A 23699-nucleotide genomic window follows, 5' to 3' on the forward strand; every position below is an offset into this window, starting at 1 on the left:
GCCATATTACAAGCGTTCTTTCAGTACAGCAGGAAGTTCGGGCATGGCCCCACTCTGCGTACACACATAGGCGGAAGCTTCTACCGCCAGTTTATGCGCCTCGGCAACAGGGTTACCTTTTAAGATAGACGCACAAAACGCAGCAGTAAAGGAGTCCCCTGCTCCTACCGTATCGGCAACGGGTACCTTGGGCGTTTCCTGAAAAGATACGACGCCCGGAGTAAACACATAGCTACCATTGATACCACAAGTCAGAATCAACATTTTCAGGTTGTACTTGGCCAACAGAATCCAACACTTATCCTGTAAGTCGATACCCGGATAACCAAACATGCGACTGATGGTGACCAATTCCTCGTCATTTATCTTCAGTACATTGCAACGGCGGAAAGATTCGCGCAGCACCTCCTTGGTATAGAAGTCCTGACGGAGGTTGATATCGAATATCTTGAGCTGTCCTTCCACATCAGGCATTGTATCGAGAAAACGATTGATCGTAGCACGGCTTGTCTCGCTACGTTGTGCCAATGAACCGAAGCAAACCGCCCGCGTGCTCAAGGCCAAACGCTTCAATTCGTCCGTAAAAGGAATGTTATCCCATGCTACGTCTTCTTTGATTTCATAGCACGGCACGCCCTCACCGTCTAAAGTCACCTGCACCGTACCGGTAGGATAATCGACACGTTCAATCTGGTGCTTCACCTTTTTCTCACCAAAGACTTTCAAGATTTCGTCGCCCAAGGCGTCATGTCCTACGGCACTCACCACCCGGCTGTCGTAGCCAAACTGTGAGATGTGATAAGCGAAGTTAGCAGGCGCACCGCCTATTTTCTTTCCTTCGGGCAACACATCCCATAGTGCCTCACCCATTCCTACGATTATATTGTTCATGATCTGCGGATTTAAAAGTTTATCAAATATATACTATTTTCTGATGCGGAAGGTGTAAAGCAATAAATAAAGTACACCAACAGTCATTACAGCCACGGCACCATTCTGCCCCATAGTCGCATCGGAAGCCACTCCCATAGCCAGCGGAAAAATCGTTCCACCAAAGAGTCCCATAATCATCAGCCCGACACCTCGTTCTTCTTGCCCGGCATAGAAAGCAACGCTTGTGAGAAAATGACCGAGAACACATTGGAGTTACCGAAGCCGATCAAGGCAATACAAGCGTACAGCATCGGTTTATCGTGGAAAACGAATAACCCCGCCATAGCGACAAGCATCATGGCCACACTAATCCCGAAGAATGATTTGGCGGACATTTTACGTAGGATAAACGATCCCAGGAAACAACCGGCCGTACGGAATATAAAGTAGAGACTGGTGCAAAAGCCGCTTCGTCGAGTCCCATGTTCAAACGCTCCATCAAGATTTTAGGCGCTGTTGTGTTGGTTCCGACATCAATTCCCACGTGACACATGATGCCGATAAAGGAAAGAAGAATAAACGGTTTACCAAGCAAAGCCAGACATTGTCCGAGCGTAGAAGGTTTACCCTCTTCCTTTTCTTCTTCAATCTGTGCACCGTTAAGCAAAAGAATAGCTACAACAGCTATGATGAGATAGATAGGGAATAATACACGCCATCCCAGTCCGAAAGAGGGTATGGTTTGGGTAGCTCCCCACATCGCAATGTATGGTGCAAGAAAAGAAGCGATGGCTTTCACAAACTGGCCGAAAGTCAGACTACTTGCCAAACGGTCGCCACGGACAATATTCGAGAGCAACGGATTCAGTGAAGTCTGCATCAGCGCGTTTCCGATACCCAGCAGCGAAAAAGAGATCAACATCAACATATAGCTATCACCAAACACAGGCAAAAGCAAGGAGGCAAATGTCACGACCAAACTTAGCAGCACAGTTTTCCGCTGGCCGATGCGACTCATCAACATACCCGTAGGTACGGAGAAGATCAAGAACCAAAAGAATACCAGCGACGGAAAGATGTTCGCCTGCGAATCGGTCAGATTCAAGTCTGCTTTTACATAGTTAGAAGCAATGCCTACCAAGTCGACAAACCCCATCGCAAAGAAGCAAAACATCACCGGGATGAGTTTGGACAAAGAAGCGTTTTTTGTATTTTCCATTATTTCAGTTATTATTGTTTTGTTACTAATACCTAGTTAGCGTTTCTTTCGGTTCTTAATCTTCTATACCTTCCTTGTTGCCCTTATTCTCCCCCCGGTAAGAGTTTTGTTTCCTACCGATGAGAATTTAGTTTGCCCTGGGGAGAATTTAGTTTCCTCCTAGTGAGAATTTGTTTTCCCCAGGGGAAACAAGACAATTGCTTACTGCCAAAGGGAAATGCCCTAACCTATAAAAGAAACATTCCGGCAAGCCAGCGAGAAAAAAGTCCGAAAGTAAGGCAGTACCCTACCTTTGTAAGGTATAAACCACGAAAGAGTCGACTTTAAAAGCACCACCTTGGCTGTAAAACTCCATTCGGTTGTAAGGTTCCGAAGGGAAAACCTGATTGGTCATGGCAAAGCGTCCACCGTTTCCAAAAGCTTCTATGCTCGACTTATCGACCAGCAGGCGGAGTTTCAGTTCTCCCTTGCCGGATTCAAGAGCCGTCCAAGTAACCATGGGGAAGTTCTCATTGAAGCCAACTTGCCCACTCTTACGACGATCCATAGAGAAGCGTTGTTGCTTCATATCATAGTGCATATCGACTTCTTCGCCCTGATTGTTGCACAGACGGAAGCCGATAAGATCGGCATGCTGGTTCTTGATTGTAAGCTCAATTTCGTAAGCTCCTTCATTGCCGGCAAAGAGTTCGGCAACCTTATGCGTACCGTTTACCTTAAATGAACGTTTCTTTGAAATGGTACGCAGCTTCAATAGTTCGGGAACGGGAGCCGATTGGAGAAGTATTTCACCTCCGGAGATAAACAGACTCAGGTCGCGCGGAACAGAGTTCGGGCTGCGATACTGTGACGTCGGAACATCGTTGGCATACTGCCAGTTACTCATCCACGCCAACGCAATGCGCCGATTATCGGGAGCATCACTCCAGGTTACGGTTGCATAATGATCTTTCCCCCAATCCATCCATTTGGTTTTGTCGGGCGATTCGTTTACGAATTTTTTCCCATCGAACGTACCTATAAAATATTGCGTAGCCGAGTCACCGAAAGGACCATCGCCCAGACTGCAAAGCAGTACCCATTTCTTTTCATTCGTTCCTTCCACCGGAAGCTCGAACAAATCGGGACACTCCCACACATTACCATGCGCACCTTGCCCTTTACCGAAGCTGCTTTCAAACGCCCAGTCCTTCAGGTTGGGAGAAGAGAAGATTTGCATTTCCTGCCCCACGGCAAGAATCATGACCCAACGCTGCGTCGCTTCGTACCAGAAGACTTTGGGATCGCGGAAATCACGTGCTTCCGAAACCAGCACAGGGTTGTTATTGTATTTGGTAAACGTCCGTCCGTTGTCCGTGCTGTATGCAATGCTTTGCACTTGTCGGTCACCATTTTGCGTATAGATTGCCACAATCGCACCCGCACCAAAGCCAGCTGTGTTCCGGTGATCGATTACCGCCGAACCGCTGAATATCGTTCCGAACGCATCCGGCGCAATGGCCACCGGACGATGTTCCCAATTCACCAAATCTTTGCTGATGGCATGTCCCCAGTTCATATTGCCCCATTTAGAACCGTAAGGGTTGTACTGATAAAATAAATGATACTCGCCATCTTTATAAACCATGCCATTCGGATCGTTCATCCAGCCGTACAACGGTGCGAAGTGATACAAAGGGCGAAACTTCTCGCGGTTGCTCGTATCGAACGTATCAGCAAGTTTCATTTCTTTGCAACCGGCTGTATTGTCCGGTGAAAGGCTGACACGTACCGGATCGTTGGAATGCAACCGGAACGCGAACGAAATCTGTTTACCGGCATAGGCCGATAAGTCAACGGGAACGTAATAGTCCACTTTATTCACTGCCAGACGAACGTCGAACGCGTCCACCTCTTTATTATTCACAATCATGCTGAATCTCACATCGGGAGATGCGTCTTCTACCGGCAAAAGCAAGTATTTCTGATTCGTATTCACGCGTACCAAACAGTGTCCTTCGCCCAGATTCCGGATCGTTAACGCCGGATCGCCCGCATAAACAGGTAGAGAAAGGCTCAAGCCCGTCAGGCAAAGAAGAAATACAAACACTTTCAATCCGTTGAAATAAGAAGTAATATAATTCATGTCTTTATGGTATTAAGCTAGTTATTTGACTGTATATTTTAGGTCGGAAACAGTTATCGATCCGTCTGAACAGAAGATTCCCCAAGGATTGCGCTGCATACCGTAAATCCGGTTGGTAAACGCATACTGCCCGTTGATATACACCACACAAACCGAATGATCGGAAACAACCGTAACCTGATAAACCCCGTCGGCAGCGTGAATAAACTGTTTGGAGTTGATGTTAGCTCGCTCCTCACCTCCTTCATCAAGGGTGGTCACTTTATCGAACTTCAGATTATCCCACCGATCCTCGATATACAAACCGTATTTGTAGTTCCGATCGGAACAGTCGACCAACGACACGCCAAACACGGAGGTCCCCGGCGTAGTCGTAATCTTCATCTCTACTTTATTTACGTATTGCAAGCGGGCAAAGCGTACGGATTGTCCTGCATTCAGCTGATAGCCGGTCGATGCATTGCCAGTCACGCCTTCTGATTTACTCATTTCCGTGAGCGTAACCGCCTGTTTGCAAGTGGTGTATACCGCATCAGGATAGGTAAGGCCAAGCGTACCGTCGGCATGCTGCACCAATTTATGAGCAACCAGCGCCCCTGCCCAATCGGTTGTCTTCTCATTTGTGTTTCCCGCACGGGTGGCACACCAACCCCAGAGGTGGCGGTTCGTGCCGTCTCCGGCTGTCTTCCCGGCGTAGAAAGAGAGTCCTTCCAACTTGCCTTCAAACAGGTGTGGGAATGCGGGATCATCTCCCATGCTCATCAATCCCTGCAACGTAGGCGCATAGAAATACTGTACATTGCGTGTCACATCTTTATCCGAATAGATCATGTACCAATAATCGCCCATCTTGAAAACGTCGGGGCATTCGTAGAAACGGTTCCACTTGGTATAGAAGAAAGGATCAACTTCATTCCACTTCCGCAAATCGGACGAGGTGAACTGTGCGATGACCGAACGTCCGTCCCGAATAGCCGATAGCAACATCCGGTAAATCTGTGCGTCTTCATCATAGAACACATGCGGGTCGCGGAACTCGTCTACATTGTAGTTGCCCGGTGCCTGCAAGCGGAAAGAACGATCTTTGGTCCACGACTTGCAGTCGGAAGAGGTAGCGCAGAGGATGACTTCACGCGGACTGGCTGATTTATGTCCGGTGTAAAATGTGTGATACGTCTTGGTAGCCTCATCGTAAACCGTACTTCCGGTACCGATAGCCGGATCGTCTTCAGCCGCGCTTCCGCAAGCAATAGTCTCGCCCAGCGATTGGTAGGATGCGCCATCTGTGGTAACCAACTGATGGATGGGATGGTAAACCACCGAATTTCCATCGCGCATATCTTGCAGATACAGAATCTTAAAGTCCTTGGCCTGCGGATCATAAAACGGCATCGGGTCACCCACATAGCCAATAGCCGGTTTGTAAAACAGGTCGCACTTAGCCGCCTCGGTCGAACTAAAATATCCGGTAGTTTGATCCAAATCGGATTGAATAGCCGGCGGATTGTCGTTACCACGCAAAATGGTCTCATTATCGCAGGATGCGGCAAGCAACGAGAAGCCTGCAAAAAGTATAGAAGTAAGTATCATTGGTCTCATAATTACTGTCATTTTGAATCATTATCGTTTGTTATTCATTAAACCCGATCAGGTAATTGATCGCATTCTTCACCAACTGGTGGCGGTTGTTTTCGGAGGCATTTGTCCCTTTGAGATTCCACTCAAAAGCAGCCGAACCGATGCAAATCACCTTACCTGCTCCTTTGGAGCGTGCCGGAAATTCAGCCATAGAAACCAGATTCCCATCGTTCACATCATAAGCCAACGCCACCGCACCTGTCTTCGCGCTCCAGTCGTCCAAGCCGGCATAATCGCCCGTCGTTACATTCCATTGAACGGCATGGTTGGTGGTAGCCAGCCCCGCGCTGATCAAATAGACCTTTTCGTTATCTTTCTCTAAACCGGAGAACAGGCTATGCGTAGCATCACCAATTTTAAATCCGGCCGGATTAGGCAATTGTTCAATCGCTTCACCTCCTTCGGCATTCGGGCCTTGCTGATTCTTCGCTATCTGATAGACATCATTGATGTAACGGATGGCGTAACGTGAAAGCAATAAGTTACCTCCATTTTGATAGTAAGCTTTCACCGCCTCGCGTGAATCCCATGCCTGAGAAGGCCAGTTACCGTCGTCACCATGCCACCAGATAGCTTTACACGCTTCCGGATCGAGCTTCACGGCTCCGCTGATCAGATCACGCATGGAGACATAAATAGAACGGGGAATATTGTTCAGCATCCATTGGGCTGCCGCTTTCTCTTCATCTTTCAAATCGTCGACCGTTGCTGCCGTACCCATAAATGCGGTAACAGGCATATCGCTGGCAACCACTTTCACGAGGTATTCACTCTTTGCTCCGTGGTTTGTCACCGTAAAGGTAACGGGACTCGTAAAATCGTACACCGAGTTAGTGGCAGGAACAGCCTGCGCATGTTTGCTCAGCACGTAGTTCACTCGCAGACGGGTAAGATCGACCTTACCGGGCACATAAAGTTCGATGGTTTTCGAAGCTTCGTCAATGACTCCGGTGTATTTGTTATCATCGGCGTCATTAACAACAAAGCTTGTTATCAGGGCCTCGTAGCAACGCACCTTCACGGTATAGTTCAGGTAGGTGCTTCCGTTGGTTATCGTATAGACTACCGGTGCTATAAAGTTCACGGTCGATCCGCTCGGAATATTCGAAACGGCTCCTTCGGAAAGGGTGAACGCCGGAGTTAGTGCAGCCAAATCTGTTCCGACAGGCATAAACACTTCTATTGTCTTACCGACCTGGTCTATCTCGCCTTCCTGTCCGTCTATCGCAAAGGAGGTGATGAAGTTTTCACCGTTCAATGCCAGGCCACTTTTATTATCGTCATCGCATCCTGCCGCCAACCAGAGTACAGCCAACAGAAGCACGGTATTTATATTCTTTATCATGATCGTATGCTTTCTAAATTAGACTTTTTGTTTTTCATTTTACCATCCACAGTTCTGCACATAGACGCCTTTACTATAATTGATCTGCTTCTGTGGAATCGGACAGTACTCATTCTTGTCTTTGGTGAAGGAAGCGTTGCTATAATACGAACGGCGGCTTTTCTCCGAGCCATAGAAATCATTCAAAGTAATGTCGGCAATTCCCCAACGTACCAAGTCGAAGAAGCGTCCACATTCCATCGCCATCTCCAGGCGACGCTCCCAACGCAATGCCTGACGGCCTTCGTCAACACTCCATGCGGTGGTGTATTTACCTATCTTATATTTGGCATTGTAATCGAAAATCAGCGTCCGGCTGTCCAAAGCACGTTGACGCAATGTATTGACAAGCTGCCGGGCATCTTCCAGGTTACCACCTTCAGCACCTAAGTCCGCCAATTCGATTTCGGCTTCGGCACGCATCAACATCACATCGGCATAACGCAGCACAATCCAGTTCTTCGAATTGGCAAAGAATACACCGTTCTGTATCAAGCAACTGCACTCCTTGTCGACATTCTCTTTCATCGAAGCATAATAGCCGTAGATCTGGGGCGCACGTGCCCAACTTTCGGTGTATTCTACATTCGTATTGTACTTATAAGGAAATCCCGGCATAGCTACCGTATGGAATAAACGCGGATCGACATTGTCGGAAAGGTTGTTGTAGACTTTATTGTCATAACTGGTGAACAAAGGAAGTCCTTTATCGTCTGTTTTGAAAGCGTCCACCAGGTTCTGGCTAGGCTTATTGAAGTCACAGCATCCCACGCCCTGCGGTGCGGTCAGTTGGAAAGCGAAGTTCAGGTTGCCGTACAGCGTTCCGTCATTCTCGGAGTATTGAACAGCCCAGATCGATTCTCTCCCATTCTCATACTGATAAGGAAGAAAGTTATAAGCAAAGTCGTCTTCCAGACCGAAACCTCCGTTGGTATAGATCTGCGGATTCGTATAGGTCAGCACTTGCTTCAGATCATCGGCATTGATGCTCGTTACTTTGTTTGTCTTCACATCGTCCTGATGGTAGGCTTTGAAGAGATATGTCTTTGCCAAGTAAGCAGCTGCCGCAGCATGCGTAGGACGCCCTTTATCCGCCTGACTGACGGGTAGGTTGTCGTAAGCGAATTTAAAATCATCGGCTATCTTCTGCCACAACTCGTCATTGGTGTACACACGGTTGGACACTTTGCGATACGCTTCGATGTTTTGTTCGATGTTCTCGTCGATTACCGGAATGTACTTGTACATCTCCTTGAGTTTAAACATAAAGTGACCACGGATAAAGCGCATTTCCGCCATGCGTTGCGACTTCAACGGATAGCTGGCCTCATCGATCTTTTGCAGAGAACGCAAGGCGATATTGGCGCGGGCAACTCCGCTATACAAACGATACCACATATCGTCCAGCGTCCATAAATCGGTCGTCAGTCCGTTGGATATTTCAATGTAATGCATATGCGAACCGTCTTCCGTGTTCGACCCGCCCTTATACGCATCATCGGAACGGACATTGCCGAATGACCATAGTTGGAACGAACTGTTCATGTCTTCCCCACTCACCATATAGGCATAAGCCGCAATGACTGCGTTGTCCACATATTCGGGCTTCATGATATCGTCTTCCGAAAGAATGCCTTTCGGTTTGGAGTGATCGAGGAAGTCATTGCAACCGGCAACTCCGAGTAAAGTGGCTCCCAACATCATGGATAAAAGTATATTTCTTGTTTTCATTGTCATCTCAGGTATTAGTAATTAATTAGAAGCTAACGTTAAAGCCAAAAGTCAGATTGATCGGAATCGGATAACCGAAGTTCGGATTCTCGGGATCCATGCTTGTAAACTTCTTGCTTTTAATCGTCAATAGGTTGTCACCACTCACGTAGAAGCGCAGGTTAGACATGCGAATCTTTTGAGTAAGTGTTTCCGGAAGCGTATATCCCAGTTGCAACATACGAAGTTTGAGGTACGAGCCGTTTTCCACAAAGTAGGTGGAGAAGCGTGCTTCATTGTTCAGGTCGGAAACCGACACGGCCGGGATATTGGACTGCGGATTCGAGGGTGACCAAGCTCCCAACAGGCGAGTTCCCCGGTTGGCGTTCATGTCTCCCAACGACCAGAAGTCGGTATTCTTCTTCACATCGTTTACCACATCTACTCCCTGCACTCCTTGCCAGAACATACTAAGGTCGAAATTCTTATACCCTAAGTTTATATTCAAACCGTACGTGAACTTCGGATTCGGGTTACCGATCCAGTCCTGGTCTTTCGTGTCGATCACTCCATCATTATTAACATCCCGGTAGCGGATACGTCCCAGTCCCGGTTGTCCCATCTTTACGTCGTAGGCAGCATGGTAAGCGTCTACTTCTTCCTGCGTTCTGAACAGGCCGTCGGCTACATAACCGGCACGCATATTGATTGCGTGACCGATAATATTCATCACTCCGTCGCCTCCGAAGTCACCGGTAGAAGCAACGTCCTCCGGTACAAACAGAATTTCGTTCCGGTAGAAAGACACATTCGCATTGACATCATACGTCAGGCCGAAGGCTGTCTTGTTGCGATAACCCAGATTCAGTTCAAAGCCTTTATTCTCCATCTCGCCTACATTTCTCCACTGGCCTCCGCCTTCGCCGATCACAGCGATATAGGATGGTTTAATCAGAATGTCTTTGGTCTTTTTGTCGAAATATTCGGCCGATCCATACAGTGATTGGTTGAACAGTGAGAAATCGACCCCGATATTGGTCTGCGTGGTTGTCTCCCACTTGAGATTTTCGTTCATCAATTGGTTGCGCTTGAAACCGGAGGGAAGCAACGCCCCACCATTACTCCCGGTAATGTCATAGGAAGTACCATAAGTAGGCGAATTGCCTGTGCCGTAATTGGCTTCGTAAATAGAATAGCGTGCGGTGTTTTCGATCTCCTGATTACCGGTCTGCCCCCAGGCGGCCCGAATCTTCAAATCATCGATCACATTTCTCGTACGTTGCATAAACGCTTCTTCACTGATACGCCATCCTACCGATACAGACGGGAAGGTTCCCCATTTGTTATTCTGTCCGAAACGGGAAGAGCCGTCACGACGAATGGTCAAGGAAGCCAAATATCTGTCTGCATACGCGTAGTTCGCTTTTCCGAAGAAGGAAGCCAGCGTAAAGCCGCCTGCTCCACCGGTAGCTTTCGATATGCCTGTTCCCGCATCAGGATACATATAATCGGGAGAAATCACGGCAAACCCTTCGCGATAAGCGCCGAACGCCACATCATCTTCTCGGTTCAGCTCTGTACCGATCATAAAGTCGGCCCGATGTTTCTTGATTTCAAAGTTGTATGTAGCAATGGCGTTCCACATCCAACGGGTCCAATGTTCCTGTACCATATTGACTGCGCTGGTGCTGTTGCTGAGTGTACCGTTCTCATACGGAATCGTAAACGAGCGTTTGAGCTTTTGCGCATAATCCAGCCCGAAGGTCGAACGTACATTGAAGTTCTTGAACGGATTGAAGTTGACGTGAGCATCACCAAAGATGCGCCAGTACGTATAGCGGTTATCTTTATTATCGTAGTTCACACGGGCAATGTTCTGACGGTCGGGCATCGTTTTATTGGGTCCTCCCCACCCACCGTCGGTTGTATGCACGGGAATCATAGGTAAGGAGATCATGCGTCACTTAGTACATTTGCCGGAGCCTGAACTTCGGTAGTCCGATTCAGGGTAAAGTTTTCGCCGATGGTCAACATATCGCCAATCAGCTTATATTCCGAGTTCATACGAGCCGAAATACGGTCGAAGTTTGAATACTTAATCAATCCGTCGTTTTTATAATAGCCGAGCGAGAAGAAATAAGTGCCACGCTCCGTTCCATTAGTCACCGACACATTGTATTGCTGGATAAAGCCGGTACGTGTAATCTCGTCAAACCAGTCCGTGTCAGCCGTCGGTATCTTATTCTCCGAATCGATATACTTGGGAACGAGCATTTGATTTAAAGTCGGATAGCCGCCGGCATCGTAGCCCCAGTCATAGCGATAGCCAATCGGGTTGGAGTTTGGATTGATCCCCTCGTTGGTATAAGCCTGCCACAGCGTGCGTCCATACTGATCGGTGTTCATCATTTCCTGTTTGGTATGATACATCGAGCAGTGACCGAAGCATCAAAGTTCACCTTAATACTTCCTTCTTTGCCTTTCTTGGTAGTAATGATGATCACCCCGTTGGCTGCACGTGAACCATAGATGGAGGCCGAAGCGGCATCTTTCAACACCTGAATGGATTCTATATCGTTGCCATTCAGTTCGTGCATGCCCGCCTTGGTAGGTACTCCGTCTATAATATAAAGAGGATCGTTGTTGTTCAGCGTACCGATACCCCGGATGCGCACAGTGGCGGTTCCACTCGGGTTACCGTCGGCTGTAATGTTCATACCGGGAACACGTCCCTGAAGAGCTTTCACAGGATTGTTCTCTCCCTTTTTCTGAAGTTCTTCTATGTTGACCACCGATACGGCACCGGTCAGGTCGGCCTTACGCTGAGTCGTATAGCCGGTTACCACGACCTCTTCCATCATCTGCGTGTCTTCTTCAAGTTGCACACGGACAGAAGCGGCTGCTTTAACAGTTATGGGTTTGTAACCTATATACGTAATCTTCAGAGTTGCATTGGCAGGAACGGTCAACGAGAAATTTCCGTCGAAGTCACTTATCGTTCCATTTGCAGAAGAAGAGGTTTCAATGACAGAAGCACCGATAACCGGCTGCCCGTCTGTCTTGGAAGTCACGTTTCCCTTCACTGTTACGTTTTGCGCCCCAAGGGCACAGATGAAAACAAACAGGAAGCAAACGCTGCTAAGAAGTTTTTTGTTCTTCATGATACCAGGCATTAGTTTTAATGTTATTAATTTAAATGTACGATTTTTATCTTGATCAATACTGCAAATTAAGGAGGTTTTCGCCCCAATGACTGAAAGAAATGTTTCAAAGGCTAACAGATTTGTTACATAAGACCACGGAATCAAGGCTTTAGTGCTTTTATTTTTGTTTCATGCCCACACACCGCTCCGTCTCATCAATAATATGCTTATTTTTGTCGGCAGATTACCAATACCATTCGATATGAAAACAATATCCAACTCTCAACTCAGCATTCGGGTCTCTCCGCATGGAGCCGAACTTTGTAGTATTCTGGCCAACAACAAAGAATATTTATGGCAAGCCGATCCTGCATTTTGGAAGCGACATTCGCCTGTGCTTTTTCCCATTGTAGGAAGTGTCTGGGATAACGAATACCGGGTGGACGGAACAGTTTACTCGCTCGGCCAGCACGGTTTTGCCCGCGACATGGAGTTTACCCTTGTTGGCGAAAGTACGGAAGAAGTCCGCTATCGTCTCGAAAGCAATGCGGAAACGTTGAAGAAATACCCGTTTGCCTTTTGTTTGGAAATAGGCTATCGCATCCAAGGGAAGCAAATCGAAGTGATCTGGGAGGTTACTAATACAGGCAATAAAGAGATGCACTTCCAAATCGGTGCACACCCGGCATTTTACTGGCCCGATTTTGATGAGGCGATACCCAATCGCGGCTTCTTCGGGTTCGACCGGAACGATGGGTTGAGCTACATCCTCATCTCGGAAAAGGGATGTGCTGATCCTTCGACTGAGTATGCGATGGAACTAACGGACGGGCTATTACCACTGGATACGCATACTTTCGATAAAGATGCTTTCATTCTTGAGAATGAACAAGTGCGTAAAGTAACTCTATATACCAAGGAGAAGAAGCCCTATTTGAGCCTGCACTTTACCGCTCCGGTAGTCGGCCTATGGTCTCCTCCGGCCAAGAACGCTCCGTTTGTATGTATCGAACCGTGGTACGGCCGTTGCGACCGGGCGCATTACACAGGCGAGTATAAAGACAAGGATTGGATGCAGCATTTGGCAGCCGGCAATACTTTCAAAGGCGGCTATACAATAGAGATCAACGATTAGTCAGCTATCTCGAATCGCTAGTCGAAGCGTATCCAAGCTGATAGGACGAGTCTGAATGGATAAGAAATTAGACACCCCGGCTTAACTAGTTATTCGTTTGACCTGGGTTTCCGTTTCGTTCGACCCGGGTGGAACGAAACGGAAACTAGGTGGAACGAAAGAAACACCCGGGTCGAACGAAAAGAATTTAGTATCTTAGTGTCGTAACGGTATAACGCAACCGAGTAAATATCAGCTTATTTACAGCTACTTCTCTGCTACTGAGAAAGAGAACAGCTGCTTGGCGCACTCATAGCCTTCGTGGTAAAAGTCCGTCAACTTTTGGGTATCACGTTCGATACGGTCTACAAGCACAGGGTTGAGTGGGCGAATAACAGTTATACGCCTTCATCCTCCAAACGCTCGACCAATTCCAACTGCTCGTTGTAAACCGTACATCGACGACTTAATGCGGCGCGTAGATTCGGATATTTGCGATAAAGAAATGAAGGTACACGGATATCCTTGGATTCTTTCCGGTAACCACGATTACGCGTTAATACGACCACATTACGGGTATAGCCATCCTCAATTGCGCGCTGCAACGGAATAGAGTCTACAATCCCTCCATCGAGCATCGGAACGTCATCTACATAAGCAATCGGACAAACAAAAGGCAGGCTGCTGGATGCCCGGACAATATCAATCACACGGTTTTTATCCTGCTTCTCTTCAAAATAGTCGGGCTCGCCTGTCACGCAATTAGTTGTTACCATCACAAAACGTTCCGAAGAAGCGAAATAAGTATCATAGTCATACGGAAGAATATGCTCCGGAAACTCATTAAACAGCAAATCAAAATCGAGGATATTCCGCTTCTTAAGCAAATGCTTCAACCCGATATAATTGTACTTCTCCAGTAAGTCGATGTTGCTGTATTTGGCACGTCCCCGCTGACCGGAAGCGTACGAAAGCCCATTGCACGCACCGGCTGAAACACCGATCACATAAGGAAAGCGAATGTTATGGTCCATAAAAAAGTCAAGAACCCCACAAGTAAATACCCCTCGCATTCCTCCTCCTTCCAGCACCAAACCGGTAGATGGATTTATTTGTATTCCTTCCTTCATTTTCCGTTGTTTTTATTTCGACGAATCACTAATAGAGAAGATAGGTTTCGAGAAATATCTTCTTCCTCCGTCAATTTTGTATAGGTAAGATGACTCATAACCAACAGGCCATCCTTTTCTTCGGTGATCAGGGCATCTATTTGAGTAAACCAAACCAGATTCAGTTGATTGGGGAACCTCTCAACCAGTTCATTGATTCGCGACTTATATTCCAAATCATCCGCATCGAATAAGAAGAGCCTAACCGAGTGGCCTCCCGAAAGCACATTTTCGAGATAGGACAGCAAGAAGGAATCGATCATCCCCCATGACGAAGCTGACTAGCGCCCCTTCCCTATAATTGCGGTTCACAAATACAGCAACCGGGCACTTCACCTGTTCCAGCACCTCATCTATCTTATCCTGAAACAATGACAACCATAAAATAGCTCCCGGTGTACCCGGCATATCAGGACGGTAATGGCTACCTGCCCCGAGTAACAGCATATCAGGTTTCTCCCTGCGAACGAAAGAAATCATCTCTTGAACCAGCTTATCAGTTACCCGATAATGATTATCTACCTGCAGATTCAGTTCTCCGGCCCGTTCATTCAAGAGCGTGAAGTTTTCACTCGCATAATGCTCCGCATTTATCGGGTTTAAATCTGTTCCAACGGTATAATGTGCGGCTATCAAGTGCTTCTTCTCCAGTTGCTTGCCAAATAAGAAATAGTAGATCGAAAGTAGATTTCTTCCCGATTCAGGCGCCCAAAACATAATATCAGTTTCTGTTTCAAAGACATCTTTTCTTCGCGATGTGCAAAGAAGCTCTCCACAAAGTGCAGCAAAGGCGTGGTCATGAAAGTAGTAACCAATGCCATAATAACCAAAATAACAAAGATAGAGGGAGGAAGAACTCCCATTTCATACCCGATGTTTAAGGCGACTAACTCCATTAGCCCGCGCGTGTTCATCAGGGTACCGACAATAAGACTGTCTTTCCAGGTCTCACCGACCAAACGGGATGCTATGGCACAGCCTCCCAGCTTCCCGACAATAGCCACTGTTATCAATAAAAGGCATACCAACCATAGATCCGGACTGTTGATTAATCCGATTTCCGTACGGAGTCCGGTAAAGGCAAAAAACAACGGAAGAAAGAAAACCAATGAGATGTCTTCCACCTTTTCCATCATTACTTTTCGAAATCCAATGTTCGAAGGCATCACTACACCGGCCATAAAAGCACCAAACAGAGCATGTATACCAATTACTTCCGTGATGCAGGAAGAGATGATCAGAATCAGCAAGATAAAGGCAACAAACGTCTTGTTTATAGCCTCTTTGTTAGCATATACCTCCCCTACTTTTCTAAGAAAAGGGCGCACAACCCAGAACATGACTATGATATAGACAGCAGTCAACGCAACCGAATAAAGAGCACTTGCAAAGTTTCCGGCTTTAGATATCGCGATTACAACGGCCAACAAACACCATGCAGTCACGTCATCATTCGCCGCCGACGCAATAGCCAGCGTTCCCAAAGGGGTCTTGGTCATGTTTCGTTCCTGAATAATGCGGGCCAGCACCGGAAAAGCCGTTATACTCATCGAAATCCCTATAAAAAGAGAGAAAGGTAAGAACGCCGTTTGAGTGGATGCATACTCCTCATAAATCCAGAACGAAGCCAAAATACCCAAGAAGAACGGGACCAGAATACCGGCATGACTGATTACCAAGGTCTCGTTTATCTTATTTTTCAAGATGCTAAAGTCCAGCTCCATCCCGATTACAAACATGAAGAGAATCAACCCGACTTGACTCAGCAATCCCAGGTTAGTTAACGAGTCGGTGGGGAAGAGAAAAGTGAATATTTCAGGAAAGAATGCTCCCAGCACAGAGGGGCCTAGTACGATACCGGCGACAATTTCACCTATCACAGCCGGTTGCCCCATATGATTAAACAGATAGCCAAACAAGCGAACCATCAATAATACGGCTATGATCTGGATGAGTAATATTGTCAGCGGCTCTTGTAAGTTGTCAGCCATAAACTGGCAAAATATCGTAAAGGGATCTCCTTGAATAGCCGGAAAGTTCTCGGCATGGTGCAAGAACCGATCCCCTTCCCCAATCGCGACATAAATAAGCCCTCCAAAGACGAGTAGCATAATGACGTAAATGATATAATTCTTTCTGGCTCTATTTTGCATAAACTCTGAAAATTTATAATTTACTGTCCGGCCCAAAACAACTAACCACCTGCTAATAACTGTTTTAACAAAAACAAAGCACAAATCTACCCAGCCTCTATGCGGAAAATCCGTATACGATTCAATCAGAATAAATAAGTAAAAGCATGATTCATATTTTTAAGGTAATCATAGGCCTTTGACAAAATCAGGGGTAAAGATAAACAAATGCTGCGAGAGTTTGACATTTGTACGAACACTTTTATTCACAAAACTCTTCTATTAGTCTAGTTTTTCATGCCATTTTCATTTAAAAACTATCTATAATCAATCAGGTGAATCCCTTTAAAAACAAGATGTTACTGTTCCAATTCTCTGAAAAAACAAATAATTATACTAAATCTTGTTTTATTCCTCATAAACTCGTAACTTTAGGCTATCCTAAACGTTTTATAGATATATATAAAAAGTCCTGTTCAAAGGCAATCGCTATGAGAATAAAGTTTGAGATCAAAGAAAAATTGTCCGAGATTATCGAGGAGATCATGCATTCTCCTCACTGGATTACCTATGTGAAAGAAGAACTTAATGGCAGAACTACCGTAGTTATTCGCGACCAAGAATTTGGTTCGGAAGCAACGATAGAGATTTATGCCACTGAGATCAGTATCAAAACCGCCTGGTCAAATTACGATTACCGTATTTCTGTGGTACAAGGAATAGTATGGTGTGAATATAACGGCGCATATCGTGGCTTATTGGAACAAGTGCTCTTACCAACCCTTACACCTAAAGAGAATCTGCTTGATTCCCAAGTTACCGAAAGCTCCCTATACGGAAGGGAACACAAGACATTAAAAGAATATGCCGAAGCCAACGCAAAGCTGAAACAATTCCGCCGTGATAATTTCAATGAAGACAGAAGTGGTGTAGCCCCGTTTGATCACCCTAGGCGAGTATACGATGAGTTTATCAAGGAAGACTACCTGATTATAACACCTAAAAAGAAATAATAAAATTGGCCGGAGAGTATAGACTCCGGCCAATTTTATTATTCAAAAGCTGACTCCCTGCTCCAACAGATCTTTTTGAGATACCGCAAAGTTGTCGCCCGCATTCAATCGCTTCATCACCAACGTACCGACTCGCTTGGCATCTTCCGCCCTACTAAACGCTTTCTTACCCGAAACGGCCGGTATAAAAGGCTGATTTATTAGCAACTTATCATCGCGCAAGATGTGGTAACCGTATCCATTCGGCTTCACCTGCACAACCTCCAAGCGATAAGATTCCGGCTTCAGGTCTTGTTTGCTATCCGCTACGCAAAGCACCAGTATACATACACATATAAGGAAGAACGCCAGAAGTGCTATTTTATTCCTCTTCATAAGAATATGGATCCAACTCCCAAGCATCGTCATAGAATGTACTACTGCTACTTCCTCCCGTAGCTATAACTCCTCTCTTTCCTGTGGAGAAACAGACCGCTTTGATACGTGCGCTTCCTTCAAAAGGAGTCAAATCTTCTCCATCCCAAAGATCGGTAGACGGATCATAAATCCAGTAATTGGAACGAAGAGAGCCTCCGACGGTCTGCCCTAAAGCCAGATATCCTTTACCATCAATCACAAAGCTAGACCCATACGTACGTACGATTGAGGTATAATCATCGTCATAATCATTATCGCTATCCGTATCGGCAATATCTCTCAATTGCGTCCACGGAGAACTGGCAGCAGGATCGAAAGACCAGAAATCATAGACATCACTTCCGTTGTTATCTCCTCCGCAAATGTATGCTTTGTCATTAATAACAAAAGCCGTTCCCCCTTGCCTTTTCTGTCCGCCAAAACCATTCAAGATGGTCCACTGTGAACCGGATGCAGCCGATGGGTCGAAGCGATAAAAATCTTTCTGGTAGTTACCGTTATTTCCAGTACCCACATATCCATAATCACCGATGGCAAACGCAACGGCATAGTTACGCGCGCCTCCTTTATAATCATCCTTTTGAGTCCATGCGTCTGTTGCCGGATTGTATTCCCATGTATCAGCTAAGTAACCATCGGTCGAACCGTTGTATCCGGTTGTGATATAACCTTTTTCGCCAATCGCGAATCCGACTGCCGCATTACGGGCAACACCGGCATATCAGCGCATTGCGTCCAGTAGTCATTCACAATATCATACTCCCAACAGTCATTCAGACGGCTGTATTTACTCCCCCGATAGCCACCGGATATATAGCCTTTATTACCGATTGTAAAACCAGCCGCATCATTTCGCGCCAGCCCATCAAAGTCCGAACGGCGGTTCCATACTCCGGCCGTGTACGATGCATCTTCCGTACACGCCAACGCACTCATCGTAATAAGTACTATACCAACCAGCTTACACAAATTGTTCATTGAGTATCTGTTGCTTAGATTCTTCTTTCTATTCATCATTTAGTCCGATTAATTAACTGGGGCAAAGATAGAAGCCAATCAAGCGTCGTAAAAGTACTATCGACCAATAAACTCATTTCATCTACTAATCAAAATGCGGTCTAGAAATTACCCCAATTAGTCGATAGTTCTTTGGCAAAGTACGTGAATATCCGTTCTTTGCCCCACTCAAATGACTCAAAACAAAGCCAAAGTATGAAACATATCTTTTCATGTATACTCTCTTTATTTACCATACTTTCTGTCACCTCCTGCATGGACGAATCGTCGACAGCAGGAAGCAAATGGATAGAGAGTTCCCTATTGAATGCCGTCACAGACACATTTACGGTACGGATGAATACAATACTAGCCGATTCAATAGCTACCTCGAGTGATACAATCTGCCAGATAGGACATTTCAACAGTTCGCTCTACGGCGACATAACCGCCTCCTTTTATGCCGAATATGAAGTACCCTCAGCTAGTTTCAGCGAAGATGTAGCTTACGCCTTCGATTCTATAACGATTCGACTCTATACATGTGGGAATTACCTGGGTGATACACTCGCTTCCCAACGCATCAATTTATATCAATTGGTAGACAATCTTCCCTTATACGATGATTATCTTTACAACACATCCACCGTAGCCTATTCGCCTACCCTACTAGGCTCATTCAGCTACCAACCGACACCGGGGCAACGCACAAAGGAACATGAGATTCGGCTGCCGGACGCATGGGGCAAAAAATGGTTCGATCTGTTGGCGAATGAGTCAAGATATGTGGAATCACAAGAAAACTTCCGCGATTACTTTCCCGGAATTGCTTTTATTCCGGAAGCATCGGGCAATTGCGTCACCGGCTTTCAAGTAAGTGACTCCAGCCTATGCGTAACCGTCTATTATCACAAATTGGCGGAGATAACAGAAGATCTCACCCTGACATTTACTCCCAGCAATACGTATTCATATAATAAGGTACATACCGAACGCCAAAACACGTATCTATCCGAGTTGAAGCCGGGATTTAGCAATGCGTCTTCATCAGATAAGACCGGATACATGGCCTACTTACAGGGAATGACAGGAACCTATATCAACATCGAATTCCCAACGCTAAATGAGCTATGCAGCTTGGGAGAGATCGTGACAATCGAGAGTGCCCTACTCCGGCTTTACCCCGTTCGAGGGACATACAACGGAGCATACCCATTGCCTTCCTCCCTGTCTTTATATACTGCGGATGAGAACAATGTGACACAAGATGCCATAACCAATTCAGCAGGAACCTCCGTACAGACCGGAAACCTTGTTATTGACGAATTAGCGTACGAAGACACCTATTACTCATTCGACATCACCTCCTTCCTGCAAACCAACCTGGGAACAACCGGATATAACCGGCAAATTCTCCAACTGATATATCCCAACGGTGCTTTTACCAATACGCTTCAATCTGTGGTATTTGGAGACAACGAGAATACAGCGGTTGATAAAAACGTCAAACTAACCATTCTTTATAAAGTATACAACCGATGAAAAAAGTTATATTCCCTCTTATTCTTTATGTACTTCCATGCTGTTTGCTAACTGCTCAAAACACCACGAGTTCCCCCGCCTCCATGTTCGGACTCGGAGAGCTCTCCACCGGAGACGGAGGACAGTACGCCGGTTTAGGAGGAATAGGAATCTCCTTGAGAAACGATCATTTTTTAAATACCGCCAACCCCGCAGCTTTGACCGCTATCGATAGCCGACGTTTTGTGTTTGACACTGGAGTCATGGGAGCATATAAGTCATATACTCAAACAGGAATAACCAATAGTTCTATCACAGGCAACCTGAACAACTTGGCTATTGGTTGTAAAATACTCCCCCGCTGGTACGGCGCATTATTTCTCGCACCCGTCAGCAGCATGGGATATGCAATCACCTTGGAGAATGAAGTGGCAGGCACCAGCGGCACAACCGTTTCTTCACTATTCGAAGGTTCCGGCGGACTCTCTAAAATAGGATTCAGCAATGCCTACCTCTTTGGCAAAAACCTATCTGTCGGAGTTAACTTGTCCTACATCGGCGGAACCCTGACCCAAAGCGAAACACAAGGTTCGGCTAGCATCGAAGAAAGCTCATTCAAACACACCTACTATGCCGACTTCGGTATTCAATACACCATCCCGGTAAACAAAGAAAAGAAACTCATCTTAGGGGCGACATACGGCTATTCGCAAGATTTGAAACAAGACAACTCTTTATCCGCAAGTAGCACATCCGGAGGAAATACCATTGAAGAAGATGTAGCGAATGTTCGCCAAGCTTTACCTCAGTTTGTCAGTGCCGGTATCAGTTACCACTCTTCGCGTTGGTTTGGTGCGCTCGAATATAAGTACCTAGATTGGAGCCGCATGCAATCGTCCCGCTCCATCATTCGCTATCAGAATCAGCATAAGGTGAGTATAGGAGGTGGATATACTGCCGGGAACATTTACCGCAAGCCGGTGACCCTATTACTGGGTGCCGGAATAAGTAATTCGTATGTTGTCATTCAGAAAAAAGAAGCTCAGAATTATTACATCAGTACCGGAGCGAACTTCACATTACCGGCCGGCAACATTCTGTCGTTGGGTATTAAGTACAACGACCAATTCAATGCCACCGCCGGAATGCAAAGAGAAAAAGGGGTGTCTCTTTTCCTAAATCTATCATTCTGGGAGCGAACTTATCGGGCAAAACTAAAGTAGCCCTGTTTTTTTATGCATTTTATAAACGGAACTATGACATTCTGCCTAGTATTATCTATCTTTGTTGCCTAAACAAATTAATACTAACTTCATTAGAATGAAAAAGATCTTACTTACAGCTGTTGTAGGCTTGTTTAGCCTAAGCGCTATGGCACAAGACGCAAAACCTGCCGAAGGATTTGTATTCACTACAGTGAAAGAAAATCCCATCACATCAATCAAAAACCAAAACCGTTCGAGTACTTGCTGGAGTTTCTCTAGTTTAAGTTTCCTCGAATCCGAATTGCTCCGTCTCGGTAAAGGTGAGCACGATTTTGCTGAAATGTTTGTTGTACATAAGACCATGCAGGACCGCGCGGTCAACTATGTTCGTTACCACGGCGACAACTCTTTCTCACCGGGCGGAAGCTTCTACGACATTATCTACTGTATGAAAAACTACGGTCTGGTTCCGCAAGAAGCCATGCCGGGTATTATGTACGGTGATTCTTTGCCGGTACATTCCGAGCTAGACGCAGTAGCCGAAGCTTATGTGAATGCGATCGCTAAAGGCAAGCTAACTAAGTTATCTCCCGTATGGAAAAAAGGACTCTGCTCAATCTATGATACTTACCTGGGAGTATGCCCGGAAAACTTTACCTATAAAGGAAAATCCTATACTCCCCAGAGCTTTGTACAGTCTTTAGGACTTAATGCTTCTGACTATGTATCGTTGACCTCATACACACACCACCCATTCTATTCGCAATTCTCGATCGAGATCCAAGACAACTGGCGCAACGGTTTGTCGTACAATCTTCCGATCAATGAATTGATGGCAGTGATGGACAATGCCGTTCAGAAAGGATTTACCTTTGCCTGGGGTAGTGACGTAAGCGAACAAGGCTTTACCCGCGACGGAATTGCTGTAATGCCGGACGCTGAAAAAGGAGCCGAACTGATGGGCTCGGATATGGCACGTTGGACCGGATTGACCGCAGCCGACAAACGCAAAGAAATGACTACCAGACCTATGCCGGAAATGGACATCACACAAGAAATGCGCCAGGAAGCTTTTGACAACTGGGAAACAACAGACGACCACGGTATGGTAATCTACGGTGTTGCTAAAGACCAAAACGGAAAAGAATACTTCATGGTAAAGAACTCATGGGGATTAAGCGGAAAATACAATGGAATCTGGTATGCTTCCAAAGCATTTGTCGCTTATAAAACGATGAACATTCTGGTACACAAAGACGCACTTCCGAAAGAAATCGCCAAAAAGTTAGGAATCAAATAATTATTCCCCGTACGTGTAAACTCAGGAAAGACTCAGTTTGCTGATATATTCGGTAAACTTTTCCTTATAGTTCTCACCAACGGGAATATACGTATTCTTATCAAAGATAATGCGTAAGCGCGAAATCTCGGTAATCTTCCGAAGATTCACAATGTAAGAACGGTGTATCCTCATAAAATAAGAGGGTAGCCGTTCTTCCATTTTCTGGAGGCTGCTTAAGGTCATCACAGGCTTCTCTTCGCCCTCTATGAAAATACGGATATATTCACTCATACCTTCGATGTACTTCACTTTGTCAATATCCAGCCGAATAACCTTATAGTCACTTTTTACAAACAAAGATCCATCTTTAATCTTAGCCTCGTCGGGACTCTCCTGCCGCAAATATTCGTATTTCTTCCGGGCTTTATCCGCTGCTTTAAGCAAATCCTGAAACTCAAAAGGCTTTAATAGATAATCGACTGCATCCAGTTTAAAACCATCTACAGCGTATTCGGAATAAGCCGTGGTAAAAATGACCAAAGGATTCGTGATTAGCGAACGAACGAAATCCACGCCATTCAAATCGGGCATATTGATATCGATAAATATCAAATCAACCTCCTCTTCAGACAGCACCTGCATCGCTTCAAAAACGTCTTGGCAAGGCTTGAGTAAGGTCAAGAAAGGGATGCGGGAAATATATCCGGCCAACTGCGACAGAGCCAGCGGCTCATCATCAATAGCAATGCATTTCATCA

The 23699-nt window shown here is 46.0% G+C and carries 12 protein-coding genes and 5 pseudogenes; 5 read left to right on the plus strand and 12 right to left on the minus strand.

Translation table 11 applies throughout. From position 1 onward, the window contains the following. Positions 1-6: 6 nt before the first annotated feature. The 7 genes and pseudogenes from JCM10512_RS07480 to JCM10512_RS07510 form a co-directional block, all read right to left on the minus strand. Entirely contained in the window at positions 7-891 is an 885-nt protein-coding gene (locus JCM10512_RS07480; protein WP_044161829.1) for a carbohydrate kinase family protein, read from the minus strand. 33 nt (positions 892-924) lie between these two features. Beyond that, positions 925-2092, minus strand: a pseudogene (locus JCM10512_RS07485) (MFS transporter). A gap of 286 nt (positions 2093-2378) precedes the next feature. After that, positions 2379-4217, minus strand: coding sequence for a glycoside hydrolase family 32 protein (locus JCM10512_RS07490; RefSeq protein ID WP_044161830.1), 1839 nt, complete (start codon positions 4215-4217; stop codon positions 2379-2381). 21 nt (positions 4218-4238) lie between these two features. Further along, on the minus strand, positions 4239-5816 hold the full coding sequence (locus JCM10512_RS07495) for a glycoside hydrolase family 32 protein (RefSeq protein ID WP_044161832.1): 1578 nt from the start codon (positions 5814-5816) through the stop codon (positions 4239-4241). 31 nt (positions 5817-5847) lie between these two features. Continuing rightward, positions 5848-7200, minus strand: coding sequence for a DUF4960 domain-containing protein (locus tag JCM10512_RS07500; protein ID WP_044161834.1), 1353 nt, complete (start codon positions 7198-7200; stop codon positions 5848-5850). A gap of 39 nt (positions 7201-7239) precedes the next feature. Next, the gene (locus JCM10512_RS07505; protein WP_044161835.1) at positions 7240-8970 is read right to left on the minus strand and encodes a RagB/SusD family nutrient uptake outer membrane protein; all 1731 of its coding nucleotides are present in this window, start codon (positions 8968-8970) and stop codon (positions 7240-7242) included. Positions 8971-8995: 25 nt separating this feature from the next. Then, a pseudogene (locus JCM10512_RS07510) lies at positions 8996-12110 on the minus strand (SusC/RagA family TonB-linked outer membrane protein). A gap of 244 nt (positions 12111-12354) precedes the next feature. Here JCM10512_RS07510 and JCM10512_RS07515 point away from each other — a divergent pair. Next, positions 12355-13227, plus strand: a complete 873-nt coding sequence (locus JCM10512_RS07515) for an aldose 1-epimerase family protein (protein WP_044161838.1) — start codon at positions 12355-12357, stop codon at positions 13225-13227. A 246-nt stretch (positions 13228-13473) separates the two neighbouring features. Here JCM10512_RS07515 and JCM10512_RS07520 read toward each other — a convergent pair. Further along, a pseudogene (locus tag JCM10512_RS07520) lies at positions 13474-14336 on the minus strand (patatin-like phospholipase family protein). Beyond that, positions 14333-16528, minus strand: a pseudogene (locus tag JCM10512_RS07525) (cation:proton antiporter). The pseudogenes JCM10512_RS07520 and JCM10512_RS07525 overlap by 4 nt, the downstream one beginning before the upstream one ends. Positions 16529-16998: 470 nt before the next feature. Here JCM10512_RS07525 and JCM10512_RS07530 point away from each other — a divergent pair. After that, positions 16999-17520, plus strand: a complete 522-nt coding sequence (locus JCM10512_RS07530; RefSeq protein WP_044161871.1) for a hypothetical protein — start codon at positions 16999-17001, stop codon at positions 17518-17520. A gap of 42 nt (positions 17521-17562) precedes the next feature. On the opposite strand, the gene JCM10512_RS07535 is transcribed toward JCM10512_RS07530, so the two are convergent. Both JCM10512_RS07535 and JCM10512_RS07540 read right to left on the minus strand, forming a co-directional pair. Next, positions 17563-17895, minus strand: a complete 333-nt coding sequence (locus JCM10512_RS07535; RefSeq protein WP_081741248.1) for a DUF4907 domain-containing protein — start codon at positions 17893-17895, stop codon at positions 17563-17565. After that, positions 17882-18915 (minus strand): annotated as a pseudogene (locus JCM10512_RS07540) (Kelch repeat-containing protein). The gene JCM10512_RS07535 and the pseudogene JCM10512_RS07540 overlap by 14 nt, the downstream one beginning before the upstream one ends. Positions 18916-19149: 234 nt before the next feature. On the opposite strand from JCM10512_RS07540, the gene JCM10512_RS07545 reads away from it, so the two are divergent. The 3 genes from JCM10512_RS07545 (at position 19150) to JCM10512_RS07555 (ending at position 22959) form a co-directional block, all read left to right on the plus strand. After that, positions 19150-20475 carry a DUF4270 family protein gene (locus tag JCM10512_RS07545; RefSeq protein ID WP_044161840.1) on the plus strand — a complete coding sequence of 442 codons (1326 nt, stop codon included), beginning with the start codon at positions 19150-19152 and terminating at the stop codon, positions 20473-20475. Further along, positions 20472-21677, plus strand: coding sequence for a BamG family beta-barrel-assembly machinery protein (gene bamG / locus JCM10512_RS07550; protein ID WP_044161843.1), 1206 nt, complete (start codon positions 20472-20474; stop codon positions 21675-21677). The genes JCM10512_RS07545 and bamG overlap by 4 nt, the downstream gene beginning before the upstream one ends. Positions 21678-21774: 97 nt before the next feature. After that, the gene (locus JCM10512_RS07555; protein WP_044161845.1) at positions 21775-22959 is read left to right on the plus strand and encodes a C1 family peptidase; all 1185 of its coding nucleotides are present in this window, start codon (positions 21775-21777) and stop codon (positions 22957-22959) included. Between the two features lie 21 nt (positions 22960-22980). Here JCM10512_RS07555 and JCM10512_RS07560 read toward each other — a convergent pair whose 3' ends face one another. After that, the gene (locus JCM10512_RS07560; RefSeq protein ID WP_044161875.1) at positions 22981-23697 is read right to left on the minus strand and encodes a LytR/AlgR family response regulator transcription factor; all 717 of its coding nucleotides are present in this window, start codon (positions 23695-23697) and stop codon (positions 22981-22983) included. Positions 23698-23699 lie beyond the last annotated feature (2 nt).

The sequence above is a fragment of the Bacteroides reticulotermitis JCM 10512 genome (assembly GCF_000517545.1).
GTDB classification, from domain to species: domain Bacteria; phylum Bacteroidota; class Bacteroidia; order Bacteroidales; family Bacteroidaceae; genus Bacteroides; species Bacteroides reticulotermitis.

What these genes read in the sequence shown, in the direction of transcription:
- JCM10512_RS07480 (WP_044161829.1), bottom strand. Translation starts at nt 891, where the DNA reads ATGAACAATATAATCGTAGGAATGGGTGAGGCACTATGGGATGTGTTG.
- JCM10512_RS07505 (WP_044161835.1), bottom strand. Translation starts at nt 8,970, where the DNA reads ATGAAAACAAGAAATATACTTTTATCCATGATGTTGGGAGCCACTTTA.
- JCM10512_RS07555 (WP_044161845.1), top strand. Translation starts at nt 21,775, where the DNA reads ATGAAAAAGATCTTACTTACAGCTGTTGTAGGCTTGTTTAGCCTAAGC.
- JCM10512_RS07545 (WP_044161840.1), top strand. Translation starts at nt 19,150, where the DNA reads ATGAAACATATCTTTTCATGTATACTCTCTTTATTTACCATACTTTCT.
- JCM10512_RS07515 (WP_044161838.1), top strand. Translation starts at nt 12,355, where the DNA reads ATGAAAACAATATCCAACTCTCAACTCAGCATTCGGGTCTCTCCGCAT.
- JCM10512_RS07560 (WP_044161875.1), bottom strand. Translation starts at nt 23,697, where the DNA reads ATGAAATGCATTGCTATTGATGATGAGCCGCTGGCTCTGTCGCAGTTG.
- JCM10512_RS07500 (WP_044161834.1), bottom strand. Translation starts at nt 7,200, where the DNA reads ATGATAAAGAATATAAATACCGTGCTTCTGTTGGCTGTACTCTGGTTG.
- JCM10512_RS07530 (WP_044161871.1), top strand. Translation starts at nt 16,999, where the DNA reads ATGAGAATAAAGTTTGAGATCAAAGAAAAATTGTCCGAGATTATCGAG.
- JCM10512_RS07495 (WP_044161832.1), bottom strand. Translation starts at nt 5,816, where the DNA reads ATGAGACCAATGATACTTACTTCTATACTTTTTGCAGGCTTCTCGTTG.
- JCM10512_RS07490 (WP_044161830.1), bottom strand. Translation starts at nt 4,217, where the DNA reads ATGAATTATATTACTTCTTATTTCAACGGATTGAAAGTGTTTGTATTT.
- JCM10512_RS07535 (WP_081741248.1), bottom strand. Translation starts at nt 17,895, where the DNA reads ATGAAGAGGAATAAAATAGCACTTCTGGCGTTCTTCCTTATATGTGTA.
- bamG (WP_044161843.1), top strand. Translation starts at nt 20,472, where the DNA reads ATGAAAAAAGTTATATTCCCTCTTATTCTTTATGTACTTCCATGCTGT.